This is a genomic window from Bacillus sp. 1780r2a1 (genome assembly GCA_024134725.1).
Taxonomy (GTDB): domain Bacteria; phylum Bacillota; class Bacilli; order Bacillales; family Bacillaceae_H; genus Priestia; species Priestia aryabhattai_A.
Map to the genome: position 1 here is coordinate 2,514,280 of CP099863.1, position 17,590 is coordinate 2,531,869.

Consider the following 17,590-nt stretch of genomic DNA (forward strand, 5'->3'; position numbering starts at 1 on the left):
TACTTTACTGGGCTCGTTTTTTATGTTGTAGCCATTTAAAAAATGTCATATCATCTTGAACATCTTCTACCAAGACTGCTTCATACACATGCGCACTTTTGTAATAGCGATTATAACCACTCTGCTGTTTAAAAAATAAAATATGCTCTCTTTTCTTCTCTGTCATTTTCGCTTTTAGCTTTTGCTGTTTTTGAAGCATTTGCTGTATGACTGCTTCAGCAACAACATTAATATTAATTTTCCATTCATGCCCTTCAACATTTGCGTATATAGACCATGTCATCCCTTCTTCTTCGTCCTTATTACCAACAAACACCATTTTAACAGGATTCATTCTTATTGCTAGGTCTTTACCAAGAGCGAAGAATAAGTCTTCAATAACCTTATCGCTTCCAATGTAAACATCAAGATGACGAAACACCATAACATTTAAATCAAAGCTACCTGCAATGAGAGGATTACCATATTGTTTGCATAAGTGTAAAAGCTGATATTCTTCCAATAAACTTGTTGCTTCTGCTTGTAGTTGCTCCGACCATGCCATTAACTCATTCATTAAGCTATATCTCCAATCCTTAAAGTTAAAGTTCATATTCGATATGTGTTGTAAAATTCCTTTGATATCATCAATAAAATCTAAAACGTTTCAATAATTTTTCTTTTTACACGTATAAAGATGCTTCGATTCTTTACACTAAACAACGTATTTATTTATTTAGTAGGAGGATGAATATGAACCACGAACAAACACATATAAATATGCATACTGGTAAGGTGCCACAAGCGATGAATCACGGAGGACACGAACTCTTTGATGTTCACGAAACGCTAGCTGGTATGATCAATGTTTTAGATCAATTTATGATGTTTCGACAATACATTCAAGATGAAGAGTTAAAACAAATGTTAGACCGTCAATATGGCTTTATTTTAGAAGACTACAACCGCATTGTAGAATCTTTTTCAACTGGGCAAGACCCTTCTAGCCCAACGCAAACCTACAATATGGCAGAAACAAACGATTTTGTATACGGTTTGAAAGCTGGCCAACCTAAAAAGCCAAATCAATCGATTAACGACATTAGCGACAAGGGAATTTCAGGACATATGCTAGGATTATTAAAAGGTCATGCTTCACTCGTTACCATGACCGCGCTTGAAATCACAAACCCTATTGTGCGTCGTTTATTCGCTGATAGCGTTCCTAATTGGATTGAGATGGCATATGAAGTAGCTCACTATCAAAACAAGCGTCATAACTATCAAGTACCGCAGCTAGCTGCTCAAGATATGCAGCAAATGACGCAAGGGTTTGCAAAAGCTACACAATCCCCAGAGCTTCCAAACAATAAAACGTTACATTAAAAACCGCCTTCTTTTTAGTACTGGAAAGACCTAATTAAATAAGACAAAGGAAAAAGCACCCCCTGAATTGTGTCTAAATAATGCATAACCCAGGAGGTGCTTGTCTTATGAACATTGCATGATTAGCCATGTGTTTTCAAACTGCTTTTTTGCAAGAGCTTGCCTCTCAATACAATAGTATAAAATTCCAACGTCCCCCCACATCATATTAAGTTGGTCGTCAGAATCAATTTGAAACAATAACTGCCAATCGCCTTTTCTACCAGAAAAATCTTCACATTCTTCCAAGACATCCCCTTGGATGTTCCACGTCGTTCCTCCAATTTGATGAAATGGAATATTACCATTAATTTCTAACATAAGAGCATCGAATTGATCATACAACTGATCGTCTTCTATATATGTATCTCCAAGACGAATATCATAACTAAACTGTACCTCACACTGTGAGTATACATTTGAAACGTCTACTTTTATTGTACTTAAATTCTTTGCTGAGCCTTCATAAAAAAGTACGCGCCAACCATTTTGTTGATCTTCTTCGCCATATGCTTCACCGTCGTAAAAGAAGTACAAATAGCCAGTTTCAGGAAGAAGAAAGTCTTTCTTCCACGTACCTTCTAGCTGAGATAAATTAATTTGACCAATAAACTGTAGGTATTCCCCATCCTTTTCAGGCCAGCAAAACTCTGGCGGTAAGTCTGGATATCCTCCTAATTTTGATGTACCAATGTTAAGTTCTTCAGCACGAGTGGGATGTACCATAATGCATGTATACAAAGAGCTATATATCTCTTCCTTTAGTGTTTGAAGTCCATGTTTTAAGATTAAATTATCCAATATATTCATTTCTTTCACCTCTAGGCTAGTATAGCACAAACCCATAAATGAAAACGCTACTTTCTCTTTTTCAAACCGTGCTGGGCATTGTTTCAATACATGTTCTTTAATCGTTTAGATAACACTTACTATATACACGTACTGAATAGGTGGTGAAACTTTGACGATTTTAAATCTTTTTCTCGTTGCTCTCTTAATTGGCTTAACCGCCTTTTTTGTAGCAACTGAGTTCGCAATTGTAAAGGTGAGAAGCTCTCGTATTAATCAGCTTGTTGATGAAGGAAATAAAAAGGCAATAGCAGCTAAGCATGTTATCACGCATCTTGACGAATATCTATCTGCTTGCCAGCTTGGAATTACCATTACAGCTCTCGGCCTTGGTTGGCTTGGCGAACCAACGCTTGAACGAATCCTCCATCCCCTTTTTAACGATTTCAATATTAATGAACGCTTAGCAGGCATTTTGTCATTTGTTATCGCATTTGTTATTATTACATTTTTACATGTAGTGGTAGGTGAACTAGCACCCAAAACATTCGCTATTCAAATGTCGGAACGAATTACTTTATTATTTTCTAAACCAATTATTTGGTTTTATAAAATTATGTATCCATTTATTAAAGCCTTAAATGGGTCAGCACAGCTTCTTACTCGTATGTTTGGATTACAGCCTGCTTCTGAACATGAGGTAGCTCATAGTGAAGAAGAAATTCGGATTTTACTTTCTGAAAGCTTAAAAGGCGGAGAGATTAACCAGTCTGAGTATAAGTATATGAATAAAATCTTTGATTTTGATGATCGCTTGGCGAAAGAAGTAATGGTCCCTCGTACTGAGATTATAACTGCATCAAAAGATGATATTGTAGAAGTTTTTCTTCAAGTTGCAAATGTGGAAAAATATACTCGTTATCCAATTATTGAAGATGGTGACAAAGATAAAGTGGTTGGACTTGTAAATATTAAAGAAATTTACAATGATATTGTATTTAACCAAAAAGATGGTACAAACACTTTAGAATCTTATGTAAAGCCGATTTTAAAAGTAATTGAAACCGTTCCAATTCATGATTTATTAGTGAAAATGCAAAAAGATCGGGTACAGATGGCTATTTTATTTGATGAATATGGTGGTACAGCCGGCCTCGTTACAATTGAGGACATTGTTGAAGAGATTGTAGGTGAAATTCGTGATGAGTTTGATGCTGACGAAATTCCCTACGTCCAGAAAATTAAAGAAAATCATTATATTTTAGATGGTAAAATGTTGATTAGTGAAGTAAATGATTTACTTGGCACAGATATTAGCGATAAGGAAGTAGATACAATTGCTGGTTGGGTGCTAACTGAACGATTCGATGTTGGGAAAAACGATATTGTACAACATGATGATTTTTATTTCAAAGTGTTAGTCATAGAAGATTTCCATATCAAATACGTAGAAGTGAAGAAACGAAAAACATCTTCTTCAAATAGTGATAATGGTAAACAAAAAGAAGGATGAACCATTTGAGGTTTCATCCTTTACTTTTTTATTACCACTCGTCTTCTCCGCCAAATAAATCACTATCAAAGAGATCCTCACTGTCTTCTATGTCTTCTTGTATATCATCAAATGCCACGTCTTCAAACATATCATCCATCACTTCTCCTAAAAGCATACCACCTAGCATACCCGCTGCAAACCCTCCCATAGCGCCTCCAAGACCACTCATGCCTCTTTTATACTGGCCCTTTTGATAATGAGAAGGCTGAAAGTATTCATAGTTAGTTGGATTGTTAATCATCTCTTCAATAATTTGGTGTAATGATTGATGAAGCTTCGTACCGTTCCCTAATTCTTCCTTTGACAAATAAATCTCTTGCTTTATTTCACGTTCTCGACCAAAGCCTGGTAAATCAAGTTCAAGCAAAATACGAAGGCCTTTATCTTCTATGGCCACCTCAAACTCTAATTCACGAATACGGCTTTGAAATTGAGATGTCGGAAAAAACTCAAACTCTTGTTTATAACCGTTAAACTGGCCAGATTGATGCTTTTCTCTAAATCCTAAGCTTTCAAGCGCCTCGACAAACTGATACAGTGTCTCAGGCGCTTTAATACGAATGGCATCTCGATCTTTTGCATCTGCTCCACCTTCAATATCTAAATGCGTTTGAAAGAAGTAGCTGCAATTGCTTGCTGAAATGGGAATATTCATTGGTAACTCATATTTAAATCCCCATTCCTGCTCTTCTCCTTCTCTAATTAGAAAAGAAGAAACGGTTGGGATACTGGTCACTTTATGAGTATGAAACTCCCCGTTACGGCCGCGCACTTCCATCCATAGTTCTACATTTATAAAATTAATGTGCTGCTCAACTTTACCACCTTGGACCTTGATTTTTCCTTCTACGTGCTCACCTAACGTATATGTACTTTCGTTCAAAATGAGGTCGACTTTTGCAGCACCTACACCCATTTTTGCAAATATTTTCTTTAACATAACAATCCCCCTTTTAAAATTTCTGCTGCTTATATTACTATATACGGATGGTTTCCATATAAGTTTCAACAAAAAAAGTTCTCACTTCGAGAACTTTTATCTCACTCCTAATTCTTTCATCTTTTGTAAAACATTTAGCTCGCTCGCTTCACCGACAAACAAACAAATGTAGCCTATGACAATAATGCTAACACCGACTGTTTTAATTAACTGAGCCGCAATTTCCTTATCACGCAATAGCTCTGCAATCCACTCCACGGGCTTTTCCTCCTAAGTTATAACGTATAGTTCTTTATTCTATGCGTTCGCCCAGTTAGAAGTGAATATTCATTGGTACTAGAAAAAAATTGATAGTACATAACCACCCAGTGCAGTTGCAAGTACAACAATCCAGGGAGCTACTTTCCAGTACATTAATAAACCAAAAGCGACAAGCGCTAATGCAAAGTCTGGCGTTGTTTTGATTGCACTAGTAAAAACTGGATCATATAACGCTGCAAGTAAGATTCCTACAACAGCTGCATTTACGCCCATTAAAGCTGCTCGTACGCTTGGCTTTTTGCGAAGAACGTTCCAAAATGGTAAGGTGCCGAGGACAAGCAAGAATGACGGTAGAAACATTGCCGCAGTTGCAACTAAAGCACCAGACCAACCAGCCGTTACCGTTCCAAGATAACTGGCAAACGTAAATAAAGGACCTGGGACTGCTTGCGTTGCACCGTATCCAGCTAAAAATTCAGATTCTGTTACCATGCCAATTGGTACAACTTCACGTTCTAGCATCGGGAGAACAACATGGCCGCCTCCAAAAACAATCGAACCAACTCGATAGTAAATATCAATTATGCCCATCCAAACAGTAGGAAATGCAGTACGCAAAAGTGGTAATCCTACTAATAACGCTATAAATACAATCCATGCCAATGCGCCAACTTTTCGGCTGATTGTAATAGGCATGTCTTGCACATCATCCATTTTTATTTCTTTATATAGAACATACCCTACTATCCCCGCAGCGATGATGGTTCCAATTTGTCCAATTGCACTTGGAAAAAATAAAGTAATTAGTGCTGCGAGTATAGCCATTGTAATACGTGGTCTGTCTGGGGCTAAGTTTTTCCCCATGCCAAGAACCGCTTGGGCCACTACCGCAACAGCAACAATCTTTAGACCATTAATCCAGCCTGCACTTGAAGCGTCAAATCCTTGTACTAAATATGCAAACAAAATAAGTACAATAACTGAAGGCATCGTAAAACCTATCCATGACAGCACGCCTCCAAAAATACCACCGCGCAGCATTCCAATCGAAATGCCTACTTGGCTGCTCGCTGGACCGGGTAAAAATTGACATAAAGCAATTAAATCAGCATAACTTTTTTCGTCAAGCCACTTTCTCTTTTTTACATACTCTTCTCTGAAGTATCCTAGATGCGCAATGGGCCCACCAAAGGAGGTTAAGCCAAGCTTAGTCGAAATAAGTAAGATTTCAATCCACCTTCGAAACACTGATTGATTCATGATGTATCCTCTCCTTCTTTTAATACTTCTCTTGCTAATTCACGAATTTGCTCTTTTGCACCTTCGAGCACCTCTTGACCTTTTTCGGTAATGGTATAATATTTACGAATTTTCCCTTTTACAGTTCGTTCTTCTTTTATTAAAAGCCCATCTTTCTCCAAATGATGAAGCGTAGGATAAATGGTTCCAGGACTAATATTGTAACCGTGGGATTGCAGCTCTTCAATCATATATGACCCGTAAATTGGCTCGATGCTGGCATGGTACAAAATATGGATTTTAATACTTCCCAAAAAGAATTCGCGTAACATAAGGATCCCCCTTATCCAATATCATATTTTGATATCGGATATTGATATCATATCATGATAAAGTTAGTCATAATGTTAAGTGTTTGTAAACATTATTTTTTTTATTAAAATAAAAAAACCTTACCCAATGGAGGTAAGGTTTTTAAACTGTTAATATAGTAGGCGATTCCAATGATCTCCTTTTTTCTTATGATGCGTACTTTTTTTATCATGATGGTTTTTTTCTTTTCGATCCTGTCTTTCCGCTCTACGCTCATCACGAATGCGGTGTCTTTCTGCACGATCTTCCTTCTTCTTGCAGTACCCTTTTTCTCTTTCTACTCGATCTTCCTTCTTTTTGCAGTGCCTTTTTTCTACACGACATTCTGCTTTGACATAACCTTCTTCTTTGCGCTTGCATCTTCTCTTCTTACATTTAGCTTCTGCTTTAAAGTAGTATTGATTTGATTGATGAAACTTTTTTTCTGCTTCTTTACGATGTTTTTCTGTCATATAAATTCACCTTTCAACATAGAATATTTTATTTATAGTAATAAACTATGTACAATCCTATAAGTACGTGCATTGTTGTATTTAAGTAACTGCGCCTTTTTTTAGTTAACTTTATATTTCTTCTCAAAAAAAGCCTTTACATCTTTTGGATGTAAAGGCTTTTTTCACTGAATCATACGTTTAATTATATTATCTGAATAAAACTCTAATATTTCTCTTCTACGAATAATACCGATAAAGACTCCTTGGTCATCGACAACAGGTACGAAGTTTTGTTCAATTGCCTTCGTAATAATCCCTTCAATTTCTCCGTAAATTGGAATTGGTTGATAATCTTGATAACGATCAACTTCTGTTAACTTAATATTTTCCGTATCTTGAAAGCGATAATCGCCTAGACTTTTTAACTTCCAAAGCAAGTCCCCTTCTGTTAAAACACCAACATATTTACCTTCATCATCTACTAGAGGTACAGTAGAATAACGGTGATGTTCCATCTTCTCAAGCGCCTGCCTTAAGGTTGATTGAATGTTAAGGGTTACTACTTCTTGTTTTGGAATTAAAAAAAATGCCAAATTCATTTTTTACTCTCCTTTTTTCCCACTAAACGTCCTTCTTATCTGTTTACTTTTCTTGTTATTTATTTCGAACAGCAACAAATTACAGTTAATTATACATAATTACACGTTTTCTTCGTTACTATTCCCTAACAAGTAAATCATCAATCCTATTTTACACATTTTATTCACTCTAATCGAGAAATTACATAAGTTCGCGCATTTAGTATTCCCGCCCATTATCGTCACCTTTTTAAACGTTTTGCGTACAATAAAAGTGTAATATAAGGAAGGAGGCGTTACGAATGGGTTCTTATGGCGGTTACAATGGTGGTTTTGCATTTTTAGTCGTACTATTCATTCTTTTAGTTATCGTAGGTTGCAGTTGCTATGGTGGCTGGGGATACTAATCAATAAGTGAAGAGCTGACTCGTCAGCTCTTCTTTCCTTTATATTACATATTCTTTACACACCTCAATATTCCTGCTATCTAACGCTATTTATCAGAATTAAATGCCGTGATAGCATAGTAAAAAGCTCAGTATATAAACGGGACTGAGCTTTTTATTTTTTTTCTTATACACGCGAGAAATTTCCATTTTCCATAAAAAACTCCCACATAATTCTACTTGAATCAGGGCCCTTTTCATCCGTATAGCTTCCTTCTGTGCTTCCGCCAGACCATGCGTGTCCCATACCATTTATAATGTATTGATCAATTAAAATTTCTCCTCTGGAACTTGCGTATTGAGCATAAGTAAAATCTCTTCCAAAGTGACTTTTTTCTTCTCTAACCGTTTTAGGCTTATTGTCAATCCATCCGTCAACCTTTCCATTAAACGCTAAATTATTTGTAGTAATCCACTGTTCTACAACTTGATCTGCATTTAAAACATTTACCGTAGAGTCAGCGTTTCCATGAAATACAATCACCGGCATCGGTTTAGCACGCTTACCCATTACTTGATGTGCAACTCTACCTTGTCTAACAGGTGGCGGACCTTGATGTGCCATGACTGCGTATGCATTAAATACGTTTAGTGCTGCCTGATACTCAAGTCCAGCTGCCACGCCGATTCCAGAAAATAGTTCAGGATACGTAACGCCCATAACGATGCTCATTGCTCCGCCAGCAGACAGTCCTGCAATAAACACTTTATCATGCTGAATAAAGTGCATGCGCTTTACTTTTTTAACCATCCCAGCAATAATAGCAGGCTCCCCCAAACCTCGTAGCTGATGAAGAGGCTCAAACCAGTTCCAGCACTTCTTTAAATTTGCATTGCTTGATTGCTGAGGGTAGATAACAATAAATCCTTTTTCATCTGCAAGTGTGTTCATATTTGTTCCTTTTGCGAAATCGTCTGCGCTCTGTGTACAGCCGTGCAACATAACCATAAGCGGATACGTTTTCAAAAAATAATAATTTTTAGGGAGATAAACTTTAAATTTCTTTCCTTGATAAGTATATGTTTTAAACGTACCACCAGATTGTGTTGCCAATTCCTGATCTTGATCTAAAGAGAGAAGTAACAAAGCCATAATAACAAAAGGTAGTGAGCCTGTCATAACATTCCACCTCTTTTTGTCAACGTTTTCATTTCTTCGTTTACATCTATATGTGAAAATTGTCACTAGCAGATGATAAAAGGACAAACAAATCGTTTGCCCAATTATAATTAAACGAACAAGAAAATCGTTATTGTACTTATTCTATACCCCGTTAGCTAGTCTTGAACACATTGATGTTCATATACTTCTATTCTATGAACGTTTTTTGACAAATATCATTTTTATTATGATAATCGAATGATGGTTAACGTGGCTCCAGCTCCGGTAGTCAATACGGCTGCACCCAGTAAACCAAACAACTGTAGTGAAATTGTTGAGCCTGCTGCTAAAGTGACTATACTCTCTCCCTTATAGTTTGATAAATTCACCAAGCCGCCTACAACTGTAGATGGCACTGCTGCACCATTGGTCACAATTCGTGCTGTCGCTAATAAGCCTGCTGTTGTATTAATTTGATAAGACAAATAGTATCTTCCTGCAGTTTGTACGGTGAAGACTGTATTTCCGCCACTTGGAATAATATCAGCTGAAATATTTTGAGTATCTGGAAGTGGAATATTTGTTCCTCCTAATACAACTGCAATTGTCGCTCCTCCAGTATTAGCTGCAAAAGCTGAAGTTGCTGTTGTGTTTGTACCAGCTTCACCAGTTGGACCTGTTGGACCTTGGATTCCTTGCAGACCTTGCTCTCCCGTTGGACCTACCGGACCTTGGATTCCTTGCAGACCTTGCTCTCCCGTTGGACCTACCGGGCCTTGGATTCCTTGCAGACCTTGCTCTCCCGTTGGACCTATTGGACCTTGGATTCCTTGCAAACCTTGCTCTCCCGTTGGACCTATTGGACCTTGGATTCCTTGCAGACCTTGCTCTCCCGTTGGACCTATTGGACCTTGGATTCCTTGCAAACCCTGTTCTCCTGTTGGACCTACCGGACCTTGGATTCCTTGCAGACCTTGCTCTCCCGTTGGACCTTGAACTCCCTGTAAGCCTTGTACTCCTGTTGCTCCTGTTACTCCCGTCGGACCTTGTACTCCTGTTGCTCCTGTTGCTCCCGTCGGACCTTGTGCCCCCACTGATGCAATTAAAGAATAATCAGCAGAGCTTCCAGGAAGACCTTGTGGACTTGGATTATTTGTAATGTACGTACTTCCATTAAACGTAACAATTTGTCCTGCAGGATACTGACTTGCTTGCCCTGCGTTATAAGGCACACTGCCTTGTAATCCAATTCCGGTTATGCCTCTTAAACCTTGAGGTCCTTGTGCACCTTGTGGACCTCTTAATCCCTGAGGACCTAATGGACCCTGCGCACCTTGTGGACCTGATAACCCCGCTGGTCCTGGAACTCCTTGAATACCTTGTGGGCCTGGAATCCCTTGAATACCTTGAAATCCTTGCGGTCCTTGTGGACCAGTAGCACCTGTTGGTCCAGTGGGTCCTGGTGGCCCTGGAGGACCTTGCGGGCCTGGTGGCCCAACAATATTTGAAATATTAACATTTTCTGGATTCGTAGAATTATTCTCGTTCATTCGTAGACTCCTTCTGCTTTATTTTTTGTTCTACACTGACTAATAGGTTGCTTGTCCAGATACGTACTACTTCTATGGAACTATTTATAAAAGATATGTTTTAGCACATTTTCAGCTTTGTTACATTATATGTAAACACTTAAACACTGACACTAATTTGCATTTATTGTTATCAATCTACTTTTTAACAATAACCAAAATAATAAGGCTACATAAACTAAACTTAGAAAGTGAGGGAGAAACAATGAGTGCTTCTATAAGTTTATGTATGATTGTAAGAGACGAAGAGGAAACGTTAGAACGCTGTTTGCTAAGTGTCCATCATTTAGTTGATGAAATTATTATTGTTGATACCGGCTCTGTTGATAATACAGTCAAAATTGCTGAAAAGTACACATCTAATATTTTTTTCCTAGAATGGAAAGATAACTTTTCATTCGCTCGCAATTTTTCGTTTTCAAATGCAACAAAAGACTATATCTTATGGCTGGACGCGGATGATTACCTAACAAAAAGGGATCAAACTGAGTTTAAACAACTAAAAGGCCAGCTCGATGATTCCATAGATAGTGTTACGATGAATTATCACTTATCATTTGACGAAAACAATCAGCCAGCATATAGCTTAAAGCGTAACAGGCTAGTTAAACGCACTCGCCATTTCAAATGGATCGGTGCCGTTCATGAGTACTTAGAAGTATACGGAAAGATAATTGATAGTGATGTAGCAATTACACACGGAAAAGAAAAGAATACATCCAATCGAAATCTTCTAATCTATTTAAACAAACGAAAAAACGAAGAGGTATTTTCTACACGAGATCTTTTTTATTTTGCTAACGAACTAAAAGATCATCATCGATATAGTGAAGCACTAACTTATTATAAAAAATTTCTAAATAAACAAGATGGTTGGATTGAAGATAAAATCCAAGCATGCTTAAATAAAAGCTTTTGTTTTGAGAAAATGGGAGAAAAGGAAGAAGCAATACGTTCTTGTCTTGAGACTTTTACTTACAACACCCCCAGAGCTGAGGCTTGCTGTGCCATTGGAAGGCTATTCATGGAAAAACTTAATTGGGAAAATGCTATTTTCTGGTTTGAAGTGGCATTGCAACAACCTAAACCGAGCTCTATGGCGATTCTTCATGAACCATCATGGACATGGATTCCCCACCTGCAGTTGACAGTTTGTTATGAAAAGATAAACGCTGTGGAAAAAGCTTACGCTCATCACTTAAAATGTATGGAGCTGATCCCACAGCACGCTAGTACTTTACACAATGAATCTTATTTTCAACAACGAAAACCTTTGGTTTAGCTTGAGTTTAGAATAGAAAGCTAAGCGTTTTAATAAATTTATAGATATATTTGCGGTCGTTTTTGGAAACATTATGCATATACAAAGAAAAGGTGGCGATAGTGTTGGATATTCCAAAAAAAGCAGAGCCAATGTGGAGAGAGGAAGTTAACCTCCCAAAAGGCAACAAATTACAAGAAAATCGCAAGGTAGATGTGGTAGTAGTTGGTGGTGGGATTACGGGAATCACGACGGCCTATTTGTTGCAAAGCGAAGGGTTAAACGTGGCTCTTCTAGAAGCTAATGAAATTTTAAACGGAACAACTGGTCATACAACAGCAAAAATCACTGCTCAACATGACGTCATTTATGATGAACTGATTGGACATATTGGTGTGGAGCAAACAAAGCTTTATTATGAAGCAAATAATAGTGCTCTACAATTTATGAAAGGTTTAATTGAAAAAGAAAACATTGATTGTCAGTTTTCAACTCAAGACGCATACTTATACGGTGCTACATTAGAATTTGACCATCGAATACATAAAGAATTTCGTGCGTATGAAAAGCTTAACATTCCGTGTGACTTTAAAACATCACTTCCGTTTCAGTTTGATATTCGCGCCGCAACGATTATGAAAAATCAAGCTCAGTTTCACCCGCTTCAATATTTAGTTTACCTTGCTAAACAGTTTGTAGAAAAAGGCGGAGTGATTTTTGAAAACACGGTGGCAAATGATATCGAAGAAGGTACGTCCCCTACTGTCATTACGAGGGATGGTCATCGAATTTCATGTAAGCACGTTGCAATTTGTACACATTTTCCTTTTTATGATGGAGCAGGCTTGTTCTTCACTCGTATGTATGCCAAGCGATCTTACGTATTAGCAGCAAAAACTGAGCAGAAATTTCCTGGCGGCATGTATTTAGGAGCAGATCAGCCAACACACTCATTGCGTTCAGCTACTTTAAACGGCGAAGAAGTTGTTTTAATTGGTGGCGAAGGTCATAAAACCGGACAGGGAATAAATACAGAATATCACTACCAATCGTTACAGCGATTTGCAGAAGAAAACTTTAACGTTCTTTCTTATCCATATCGATGGTCAGCTCAAGATTTAATTACAATCGATAAAATCCCTTATATTGGTAAATTAAAAGAAAAGAAAGAAAACATCTTTATTGCAACAGGGTTTAAAAAATGGGGAATGACACACGGAACAGTAGCAGCGCAACTTATTACAGACCTTATTATGCAACGAAAAAATCCGTATGAAGAAGTATATAAACCTTCTCGTTTTCATGCTGACCCAAGTATCCGCTACTTCTTACGTCAAAATTTAGATGTTGCTGATCACTTTATTCGTGGAAAGCTTGATTTACCAAAAAAATCAGTCGAACAGCTAGAAAAAGGAGAAGGAAATATCATTTATGTAAACAGTAAACGAGCAGGTGCCTACAAAGATGAAAGTGGAAAAATTCATTGTGTTGATACTACTTGTACACATTTAGGTTGCGAAGTAAACTGGAATGCTGGAGATAGCACATGGGATTGTCCATGTCATGGATCTCGCTTTTCTTATGATGGTACAGTCATAGAGGGTCCAGCTAAAACGCACCTAAAAGCCATTAATCTAAATGACGAAGAAGAAAGCACACAGTAACGTGTGCTTTCTTTATGCTTCTTTCCGAAAGAATCGATTATAGACTAAAATCATTGCATACATCATTAAAAAGGAAGAAGTAAAAAAGACAAGCTTGCCCCAAACTGGAATATGGTTAAAATAGCTTGTTTCGTAAAATAAAACAAAAAAGCTAAACGGCAATAAAAATAATAGCCAAATAAAATCTCTATCTTTCAAGACCTTTAGAAAGAATAAAATTCCTCCAATATAGACAAACGTTAAAAACATTGTAATTCACCAAATTCTCTTTCGTACTTTCTTCCATTATATAAGATAGTTAAAAGAAAGCCTAGGTATATTCAATTTAAATATAAAATACCAATCTTTCCGCCTAGTTTTTATCCGTTTATTTACTTCCTTTAAGCTTATCTAGGTGAGCAAAGAATGATGGGTATGATACCGATACTGCTTCGCGGTTTTTAATGATTGTTTCACCTTCTGCGATACAAGAAGCAACTGCTAGCATCATGCCAATACGGTGATCTCCATGACTATCTACGCTTGCACCATGCAATGGCGTTCCTCCATGAATAATCATTCCATCTTCCGTTGCCTCAATATTAGCACCCATTTTATTTAGCTCATTAACGACCGTGTCAATTCGATTTGTTTCTTTCACTTTTAATTCAGCTGCATCTTTAATAACTGTTGTTCCTTGAGCCTGAGTTGCAGCTAGTGCGATAATTGGAATTTCATCAATTAAACGAGGAATAAGGTCCCCTCCTACTTCAGTGCCTTTTAAAGGTGCTGACTTTACAACTAAATTCGCAAAAGGTTCTGCTACATCTGTATTTAGATCCTTTTCTTCAATAGACGCACCCATATTAAGTAATACATCTAAAATTCCTGTTCGAGTTGGATTCATACCAACCTTTTTTAATTCAATTTGACTGTTTGAAATAATGGACCCTGCCACTAAGAAGAACGCAGCTGAGGAGATGTCGCCAGGTACTTCAATATGCGTACCTGTTAACGTTTGACCGCCTTCAATTGAAACAGATAAGCCTTCTTCTTTCACTTGAACACCAAAAGCTTCTAGCATACGCTCCGTATGGTCTCTTGACTTCTCTGGCTCAATAACAGTTGTAACACCTTCCGCTTGCAGGCCAGCTAATAAAATTGCTGATTTTACCTGTGCACTAGCTACTGGGGATTTATATGTAATTCCTTTTACATTTCCCCCTCTTAGAGCAAGAGGAGTAAAATTGCCTTCTTCACGTCCATCTAATTGAATTCCCATGCTACGTAAAGGATCTGTCACTCGCTTCATTGGGCGCTTTGCGATAGACTCATCTCCTATCAGCGTATGATGGTGTGCTGTATTTGATAAAATCCCCATTATTAAACGAATCGTTGTTCCTGAATTTCCAACATCTAATACTTCAGTGGGCTCTTGTAATCCTTTAATGCCACGACCTTTTACAATAACTGTTTCTTCATTTACAACTTCAATTTCGACGCCTAATTTACGGAAGCAAGAGATGGTACTAAGGCAATCATCACCCGGCAGGAACCCAGAGATGGTTGTTGTTCCTTCTGCAATTGATCCAAACATTACAGATCGATGTGAAATTGATTTATCACCTGGAACTTGAATTGTCCCGTTTAATCCTTGAAGTTTCATGTTCATTCTCCTTTATAATAGTTTATACGTGTAGGGAATCTCTGAACTGTTTAGCATCTGAAAAGTAATGAAATAATTCATGACTATCTCCCTTTTCAAGCAAGCTCTTCACTTGCTCCATTTCTTTCATCCAATCATCCAAAAGCGCTAACAGCGTGTAACGATTTTGTTTTAAGATATCTCTCCACATGTGTGGGCTACTTGACGCAATCCGCGTAAGATCTCGAAATCCACCTGCTGCCATCTCAGTGATAAGGGTATTCTTTGCTGAGTACCCTTTCACTTGACGAACAAGGCTCGTTGCAATTACATGAGGTAAATGACTGATAACTCCTGTTACCTGGTCATGTGTAATCGCATCTATAAAAACAAAGTGAGCTTGCGTTGGCGCAAGTAACTGCATAAGCGCATCTATCTTTTGTGGATTTTCGTCTTCAAAAGGGGTTAACATATAGCGAGCTTCATAAAATAGATCTGCTCGTGCATTACTTGCACCACTTTGATGAGACCCAGCCATTGGATGTCCACCAATGAAGGTTACTCCTTTTTCTTTTAACAAAAATGCTGCTTCCATTACTGCTGCTTTAGTGCTTCCAACATCTGTTATAACAACATTTTGTTTCAATGTCCACTTTGAAAGAACGTGTATCCAATTAGCTGTCTCTTCTACCGGCGTTGCTAAAATAATATAATCTGCCATTTCAGCTGCTTTTTTTACATCATCTGCTTGTTCATCAATGACTGAATGCATCATTGCTACTCGCATTTCTTCTATATTAATATCTGCTCCCACAATATGCACATTTTCATTCTTTTTAATAGAAAGTGCCAGTGAACCTCCGATAAGACCAACACCAATTAGTAATACACGTTTTTTCACCTTTCATTCTCCTTCATATGTTAAAATTGCGCTGCATGCTTTCGATGCTCATTAATATTTTGTTGCAACAAATTAATACGATCTGAACCAAACTGTTCCACAATAGCCGAAGCTAATTCCCATGCAATAACTGATTCAGCTACAACAGCGGCTGCTGGAACTGCACAACTATCAGAGCGTTCAATGCTTGCTGCAAACGGTTCTTTTGTATCAATATCTACGCTTTGAAGCGGTTTATATAACGTTGGAATTGGCTTCATTACGCCTCGCACAACGATTGGCATTCCAGTAGTCATACCACCTTCTAATCCGCCTGCATTGTTTGTTTTACGCGTGTAACCTTGTTCTTCACTCCATAAAATTTCATCATGTACTTCACTTCCTGGCTTGCGTGCTGCTTCAAACCCAACACCAATTTCTACACCCTTAAAAGCATTTATGCTCATAATGGCTGCTGCAAGTTTTGAATCTAGCTTGCGGTCATAGTGCACATAGCTTCCAACCGCTGTTGGCATCCCTTCTACCACTACTTCTACTACACCGCCAATGCTATCACCGTTTTCTTTTGCTTCATCAATTGCTTTCATCATCTTTTGTCCAGCTTCTTCATCCAAACAACGCACGGGTGATGCTTCTGTTTTTTCTTGTAGATCTCTTAAAGATTGGTATGATGTTTGCTCCGCTTTGACACCGCCAATTTCTAAAACATGACATGCGATATTAACCCCAACAGCTTTTAAAATCTGCTTTGCCACTGCTCCTGTTGCAACGCGAACTGTTGTTTCACGAGCAGATGAACGTTCTAAAACGTTTCTCATGTCACGGTGTCCGTATTTAATTGCACCGTTTAAATCTGCATGTCCTGGTCTTGGTTTTGTAATTTGACGCTTCACTTCCGCATCTTCATCCACAGGGTCCGCTCCCATAATATTTCTCCAGTGCGTAAAATCCTTATTTTCTACTACAAGCGCAATCGGTGAACCTAAAGTAGCACCGTGCCTAACTCCACCTACAATTTGAACGCGGTCTGTTTCAATTTGCATGCGACGACCACGTCCATGGCCTTTTTGTCTTCTAGCCAAATCTTCATTAATATGTTCTGCCGTTAATTCAAGCCCCGCTGGTACCCCTTCAACAATTGCTGTTAATTGTGGACCATGTGACTCTCCTGCTGTTAAGTATCTCATCGTTTCCATCCTCCAATTTGTAAAATTCAATCTTTTCACCTAATAAAATAAGCTCGCCCCTCTTTTAAGATAGGGACGAGCTTATTCTCGCGATACCACCCTAGTTGCAAGCTATTTGTACTTACCACCTTCATTGTTTAACGATCAGTCGACCGCTCTTTACAGAGTGCTCAAGGAGTGTACTTCACTCGCACCTTTGTACTGATTTACACCAACCATCAGCTCTCTATAACAGGAAGATGCT

General features: G+C 38.0%; 18 protein-coding genes, 1 pseudogene and 1 other annotated feature (1 of these 20 cut by a window edge). Of the genes and pseudogenes, 5 read left to right on the forward strand and 14 right to left on the reverse strand.

The window, feature by feature from the left end; translation table 11 throughout:
- Positions 1–4: 4 nt before the first annotated feature.
- Complete coding sequence (locus NIZ91_12540; GenBank protein ID USY53585.1) at positions 5–556, reverse strand: hypothetical protein; 552 nt, start codon at positions 554–556, stop codon at positions 5–7.
- Positions 557–732: 176 nt separating this feature from the next.
- Here NIZ91_12540 and NIZ91_12545 point away from each other — a divergent pair, with 176 nt between their 5' ends.
- Positions 733–1,365 carry a spore coat protein gene (locus NIZ91_12545; GenBank protein ID USY53586.1) on the forward strand — a complete coding sequence of 211 codons (633 nt, stop codon included), beginning with the start codon at positions 733–735 and terminating at the stop codon, positions 1,363–1,365.
- A gap of 105 nt (positions 1,366–1,470) precedes the next feature.
- Here NIZ91_12545 and NIZ91_12550 read toward each other — a convergent pair whose 3' ends face one another.
- Complete coding sequence (locus NIZ91_12550; protein ID USY53587.1) at positions 1,471–2,214, reverse strand: YwqG family protein; 744 nt, start codon at positions 2,212–2,214, stop codon at positions 1,471–1,473.
- Positions 2,215–2,365: 151 nt separating this feature from the next.
- On the opposite strand from NIZ91_12550, the gene NIZ91_12555 reads away from it, so the two are divergent.
- On the forward strand, positions 2,366–3,706 hold the full coding sequence (locus NIZ91_12555) for a hemolysin family protein (protein ID USY53588.1): 1,341 nt from the start codon (positions 2,366–2,368) through the stop codon (positions 3,704–3,706).
- Positions 3,707–3,737: 31 nt separating this feature from the next.
- On the opposite strand, the gene NIZ91_12560 is transcribed toward NIZ91_12555, so the two are convergent.
- The 6 genes from NIZ91_12560 to NIZ91_12585 all read right to left on the reverse strand — a co-directional run bounded on the left by NIZ91_12560 (position 3,738) and on the right by NIZ91_12585 (position 7,593).
- The gene (locus tag NIZ91_12560) at positions 3,738–4,688 is read right to left on the reverse strand and encodes a sporulation protein (protein USY53589.1); all 951 of its coding nucleotides are present in this window, start codon (positions 4,686–4,688) and stop codon (positions 3,738–3,740) included.
- 96 nt (positions 4,689–4,784) lie between these two features.
- The gene (locus NIZ91_12565; GenBank protein USY53590.1) at positions 4,785–4,946 is read right to left on the reverse strand and encodes a hypothetical protein; all 162 of its coding nucleotides are present in this window, start codon (positions 4,944–4,946) and stop codon (positions 4,785–4,787) included.
- Positions 4,947–5,024: 78 nt separating this feature from the next.
- Entirely contained in the window at positions 5,025–6,209 is a 1,185-nt protein-coding gene (gene chrA, locus NIZ91_12570; GenBank protein USY53591.1) for a chromate efflux transporter, read from the reverse strand.
- Positions 6,206–6,520, reverse strand: coding sequence for a PadR family transcriptional regulator (locus NIZ91_12575; protein USY53592.1), 315 nt, complete (start codon positions 6,518–6,520; stop codon positions 6,206–6,208). The genes chrA and NIZ91_12575 overlap by 4 nt, the downstream gene beginning before the upstream one ends.
- Before the next feature lie 150 nt (positions 6,521–6,670).
- Positions 6,671–7,012 carry a hypothetical protein gene (locus NIZ91_12580; GenBank protein USY53593.1) on the reverse strand — a complete coding sequence of 114 codons (342 nt, stop codon included), beginning with the start codon at positions 7,010–7,012 and terminating at the stop codon, positions 6,671–6,673.
- 164 nt (positions 7,013–7,176) lie between these two features.
- Positions 7,177–7,593, reverse strand: a complete 417-nt coding sequence (locus NIZ91_12585; GenBank protein ID USY53594.1) for a CBS domain-containing protein — start codon at positions 7,591–7,593, stop codon at positions 7,177–7,179.
- Between the two features lie 281 nt (positions 7,594–7,874).
- Between NIZ91_12585 and NIZ91_12590 the strand changes: the two genes are divergently transcribed.
- Positions 7,875–7,979, forward strand: coding sequence for a YjcZ family sporulation protein (locus tag NIZ91_12590; protein ID USY53595.1), 105 nt, complete (start codon positions 7,875–7,877; stop codon positions 7,977–7,979).
- Between the two features lie 166 nt (positions 7,980–8,145).
- On the opposite strand, the gene NIZ91_12595 is transcribed toward NIZ91_12590, so the two are convergent.
- Both NIZ91_12595 and NIZ91_12600 read right to left on the reverse strand, forming a co-directional pair.
- On the reverse strand, positions 8,146–9,138 hold the full coding sequence (locus NIZ91_12595; GenBank protein USY53596.1) for a PHB depolymerase family esterase: 993 nt from the start codon (positions 9,136–9,138) through the stop codon (positions 8,146–8,148).
- Positions 9,139–9,365: 227 nt separating this feature from the next.
- Positions 9,366–10,622, reverse strand: a pseudogene (locus NIZ91_12600) (hypothetical protein).
- 292 nt (positions 10,623–10,914) lie between these two features.
- Between NIZ91_12600 and NIZ91_12605 the strand changes: the two are divergent.
- Both NIZ91_12605 and NIZ91_12610 read left to right on the forward strand, forming a co-directional pair.
- Complete coding sequence (locus NIZ91_12605) at positions 10,915–11,991, forward strand: glycosyltransferase family 2 protein (protein ID USY53597.1); 1,077 nt, start codon at positions 10,915–10,917, stop codon at positions 11,989–11,991.
- Positions 11,992–12,122: 131 nt separating this feature from the next.
- On the forward strand, positions 12,123–13,634 hold the full coding sequence (locus NIZ91_12610) for an FAD-dependent oxidoreductase (protein USY57162.1): 1,512 nt from the start codon (positions 12,123–12,125) through the stop codon (positions 13,632–13,634).
- 12 nt (positions 13,635–13,646) lie between these two features.
- Here NIZ91_12610 and NIZ91_12615 read toward each other — a convergent pair whose 3' ends face one another.
- From NIZ91_12615 to aroC, 4 genes are all read right to left on the reverse strand, one after another.
- Positions 13,647–13,883: a hypothetical protein gene (locus tag NIZ91_12615; protein USY53598.1), complete on the reverse strand. Its 237-nt coding sequence runs from the start codon at positions 13,881–13,883 to the stop codon at positions 13,647–13,649.
- 118 nt (positions 13,884–14,001) lie between these two features.
- Positions 14,002–15,279: a 3-phosphoshikimate 1-carboxyvinyltransferase gene (gene aroA, locus NIZ91_12620; GenBank protein ID USY53599.1), complete on the reverse strand. Its 1,278-nt coding sequence runs from the start codon at positions 15,277–15,279 to the stop codon at positions 14,002–14,004.
- Positions 15,280–15,301: 22 nt separating this feature from the next.
- On the reverse strand, positions 15,302–16,159 hold the full coding sequence (locus tag NIZ91_12625) for a prephenate dehydrogenase (protein ID USY53600.1): 858 nt from the start codon (positions 16,157–16,159) through the stop codon (positions 15,302–15,304).
- A gap of 20 nt (positions 16,160–16,179) precedes the next feature.
- Complete coding sequence (gene aroC / locus NIZ91_12630; protein ID USY53601.1) at positions 16,180–17,346, reverse strand: chorismate synthase; 1,167 nt, start codon at positions 17,344–17,346, stop codon at positions 16,180–16,182.
- 68 nt (positions 17,347–17,414) lie between these two features.
- Positions 17,415–17,590 (reverse strand) — a binding site (T-box leader); it runs 29 nt beyond the window's last position.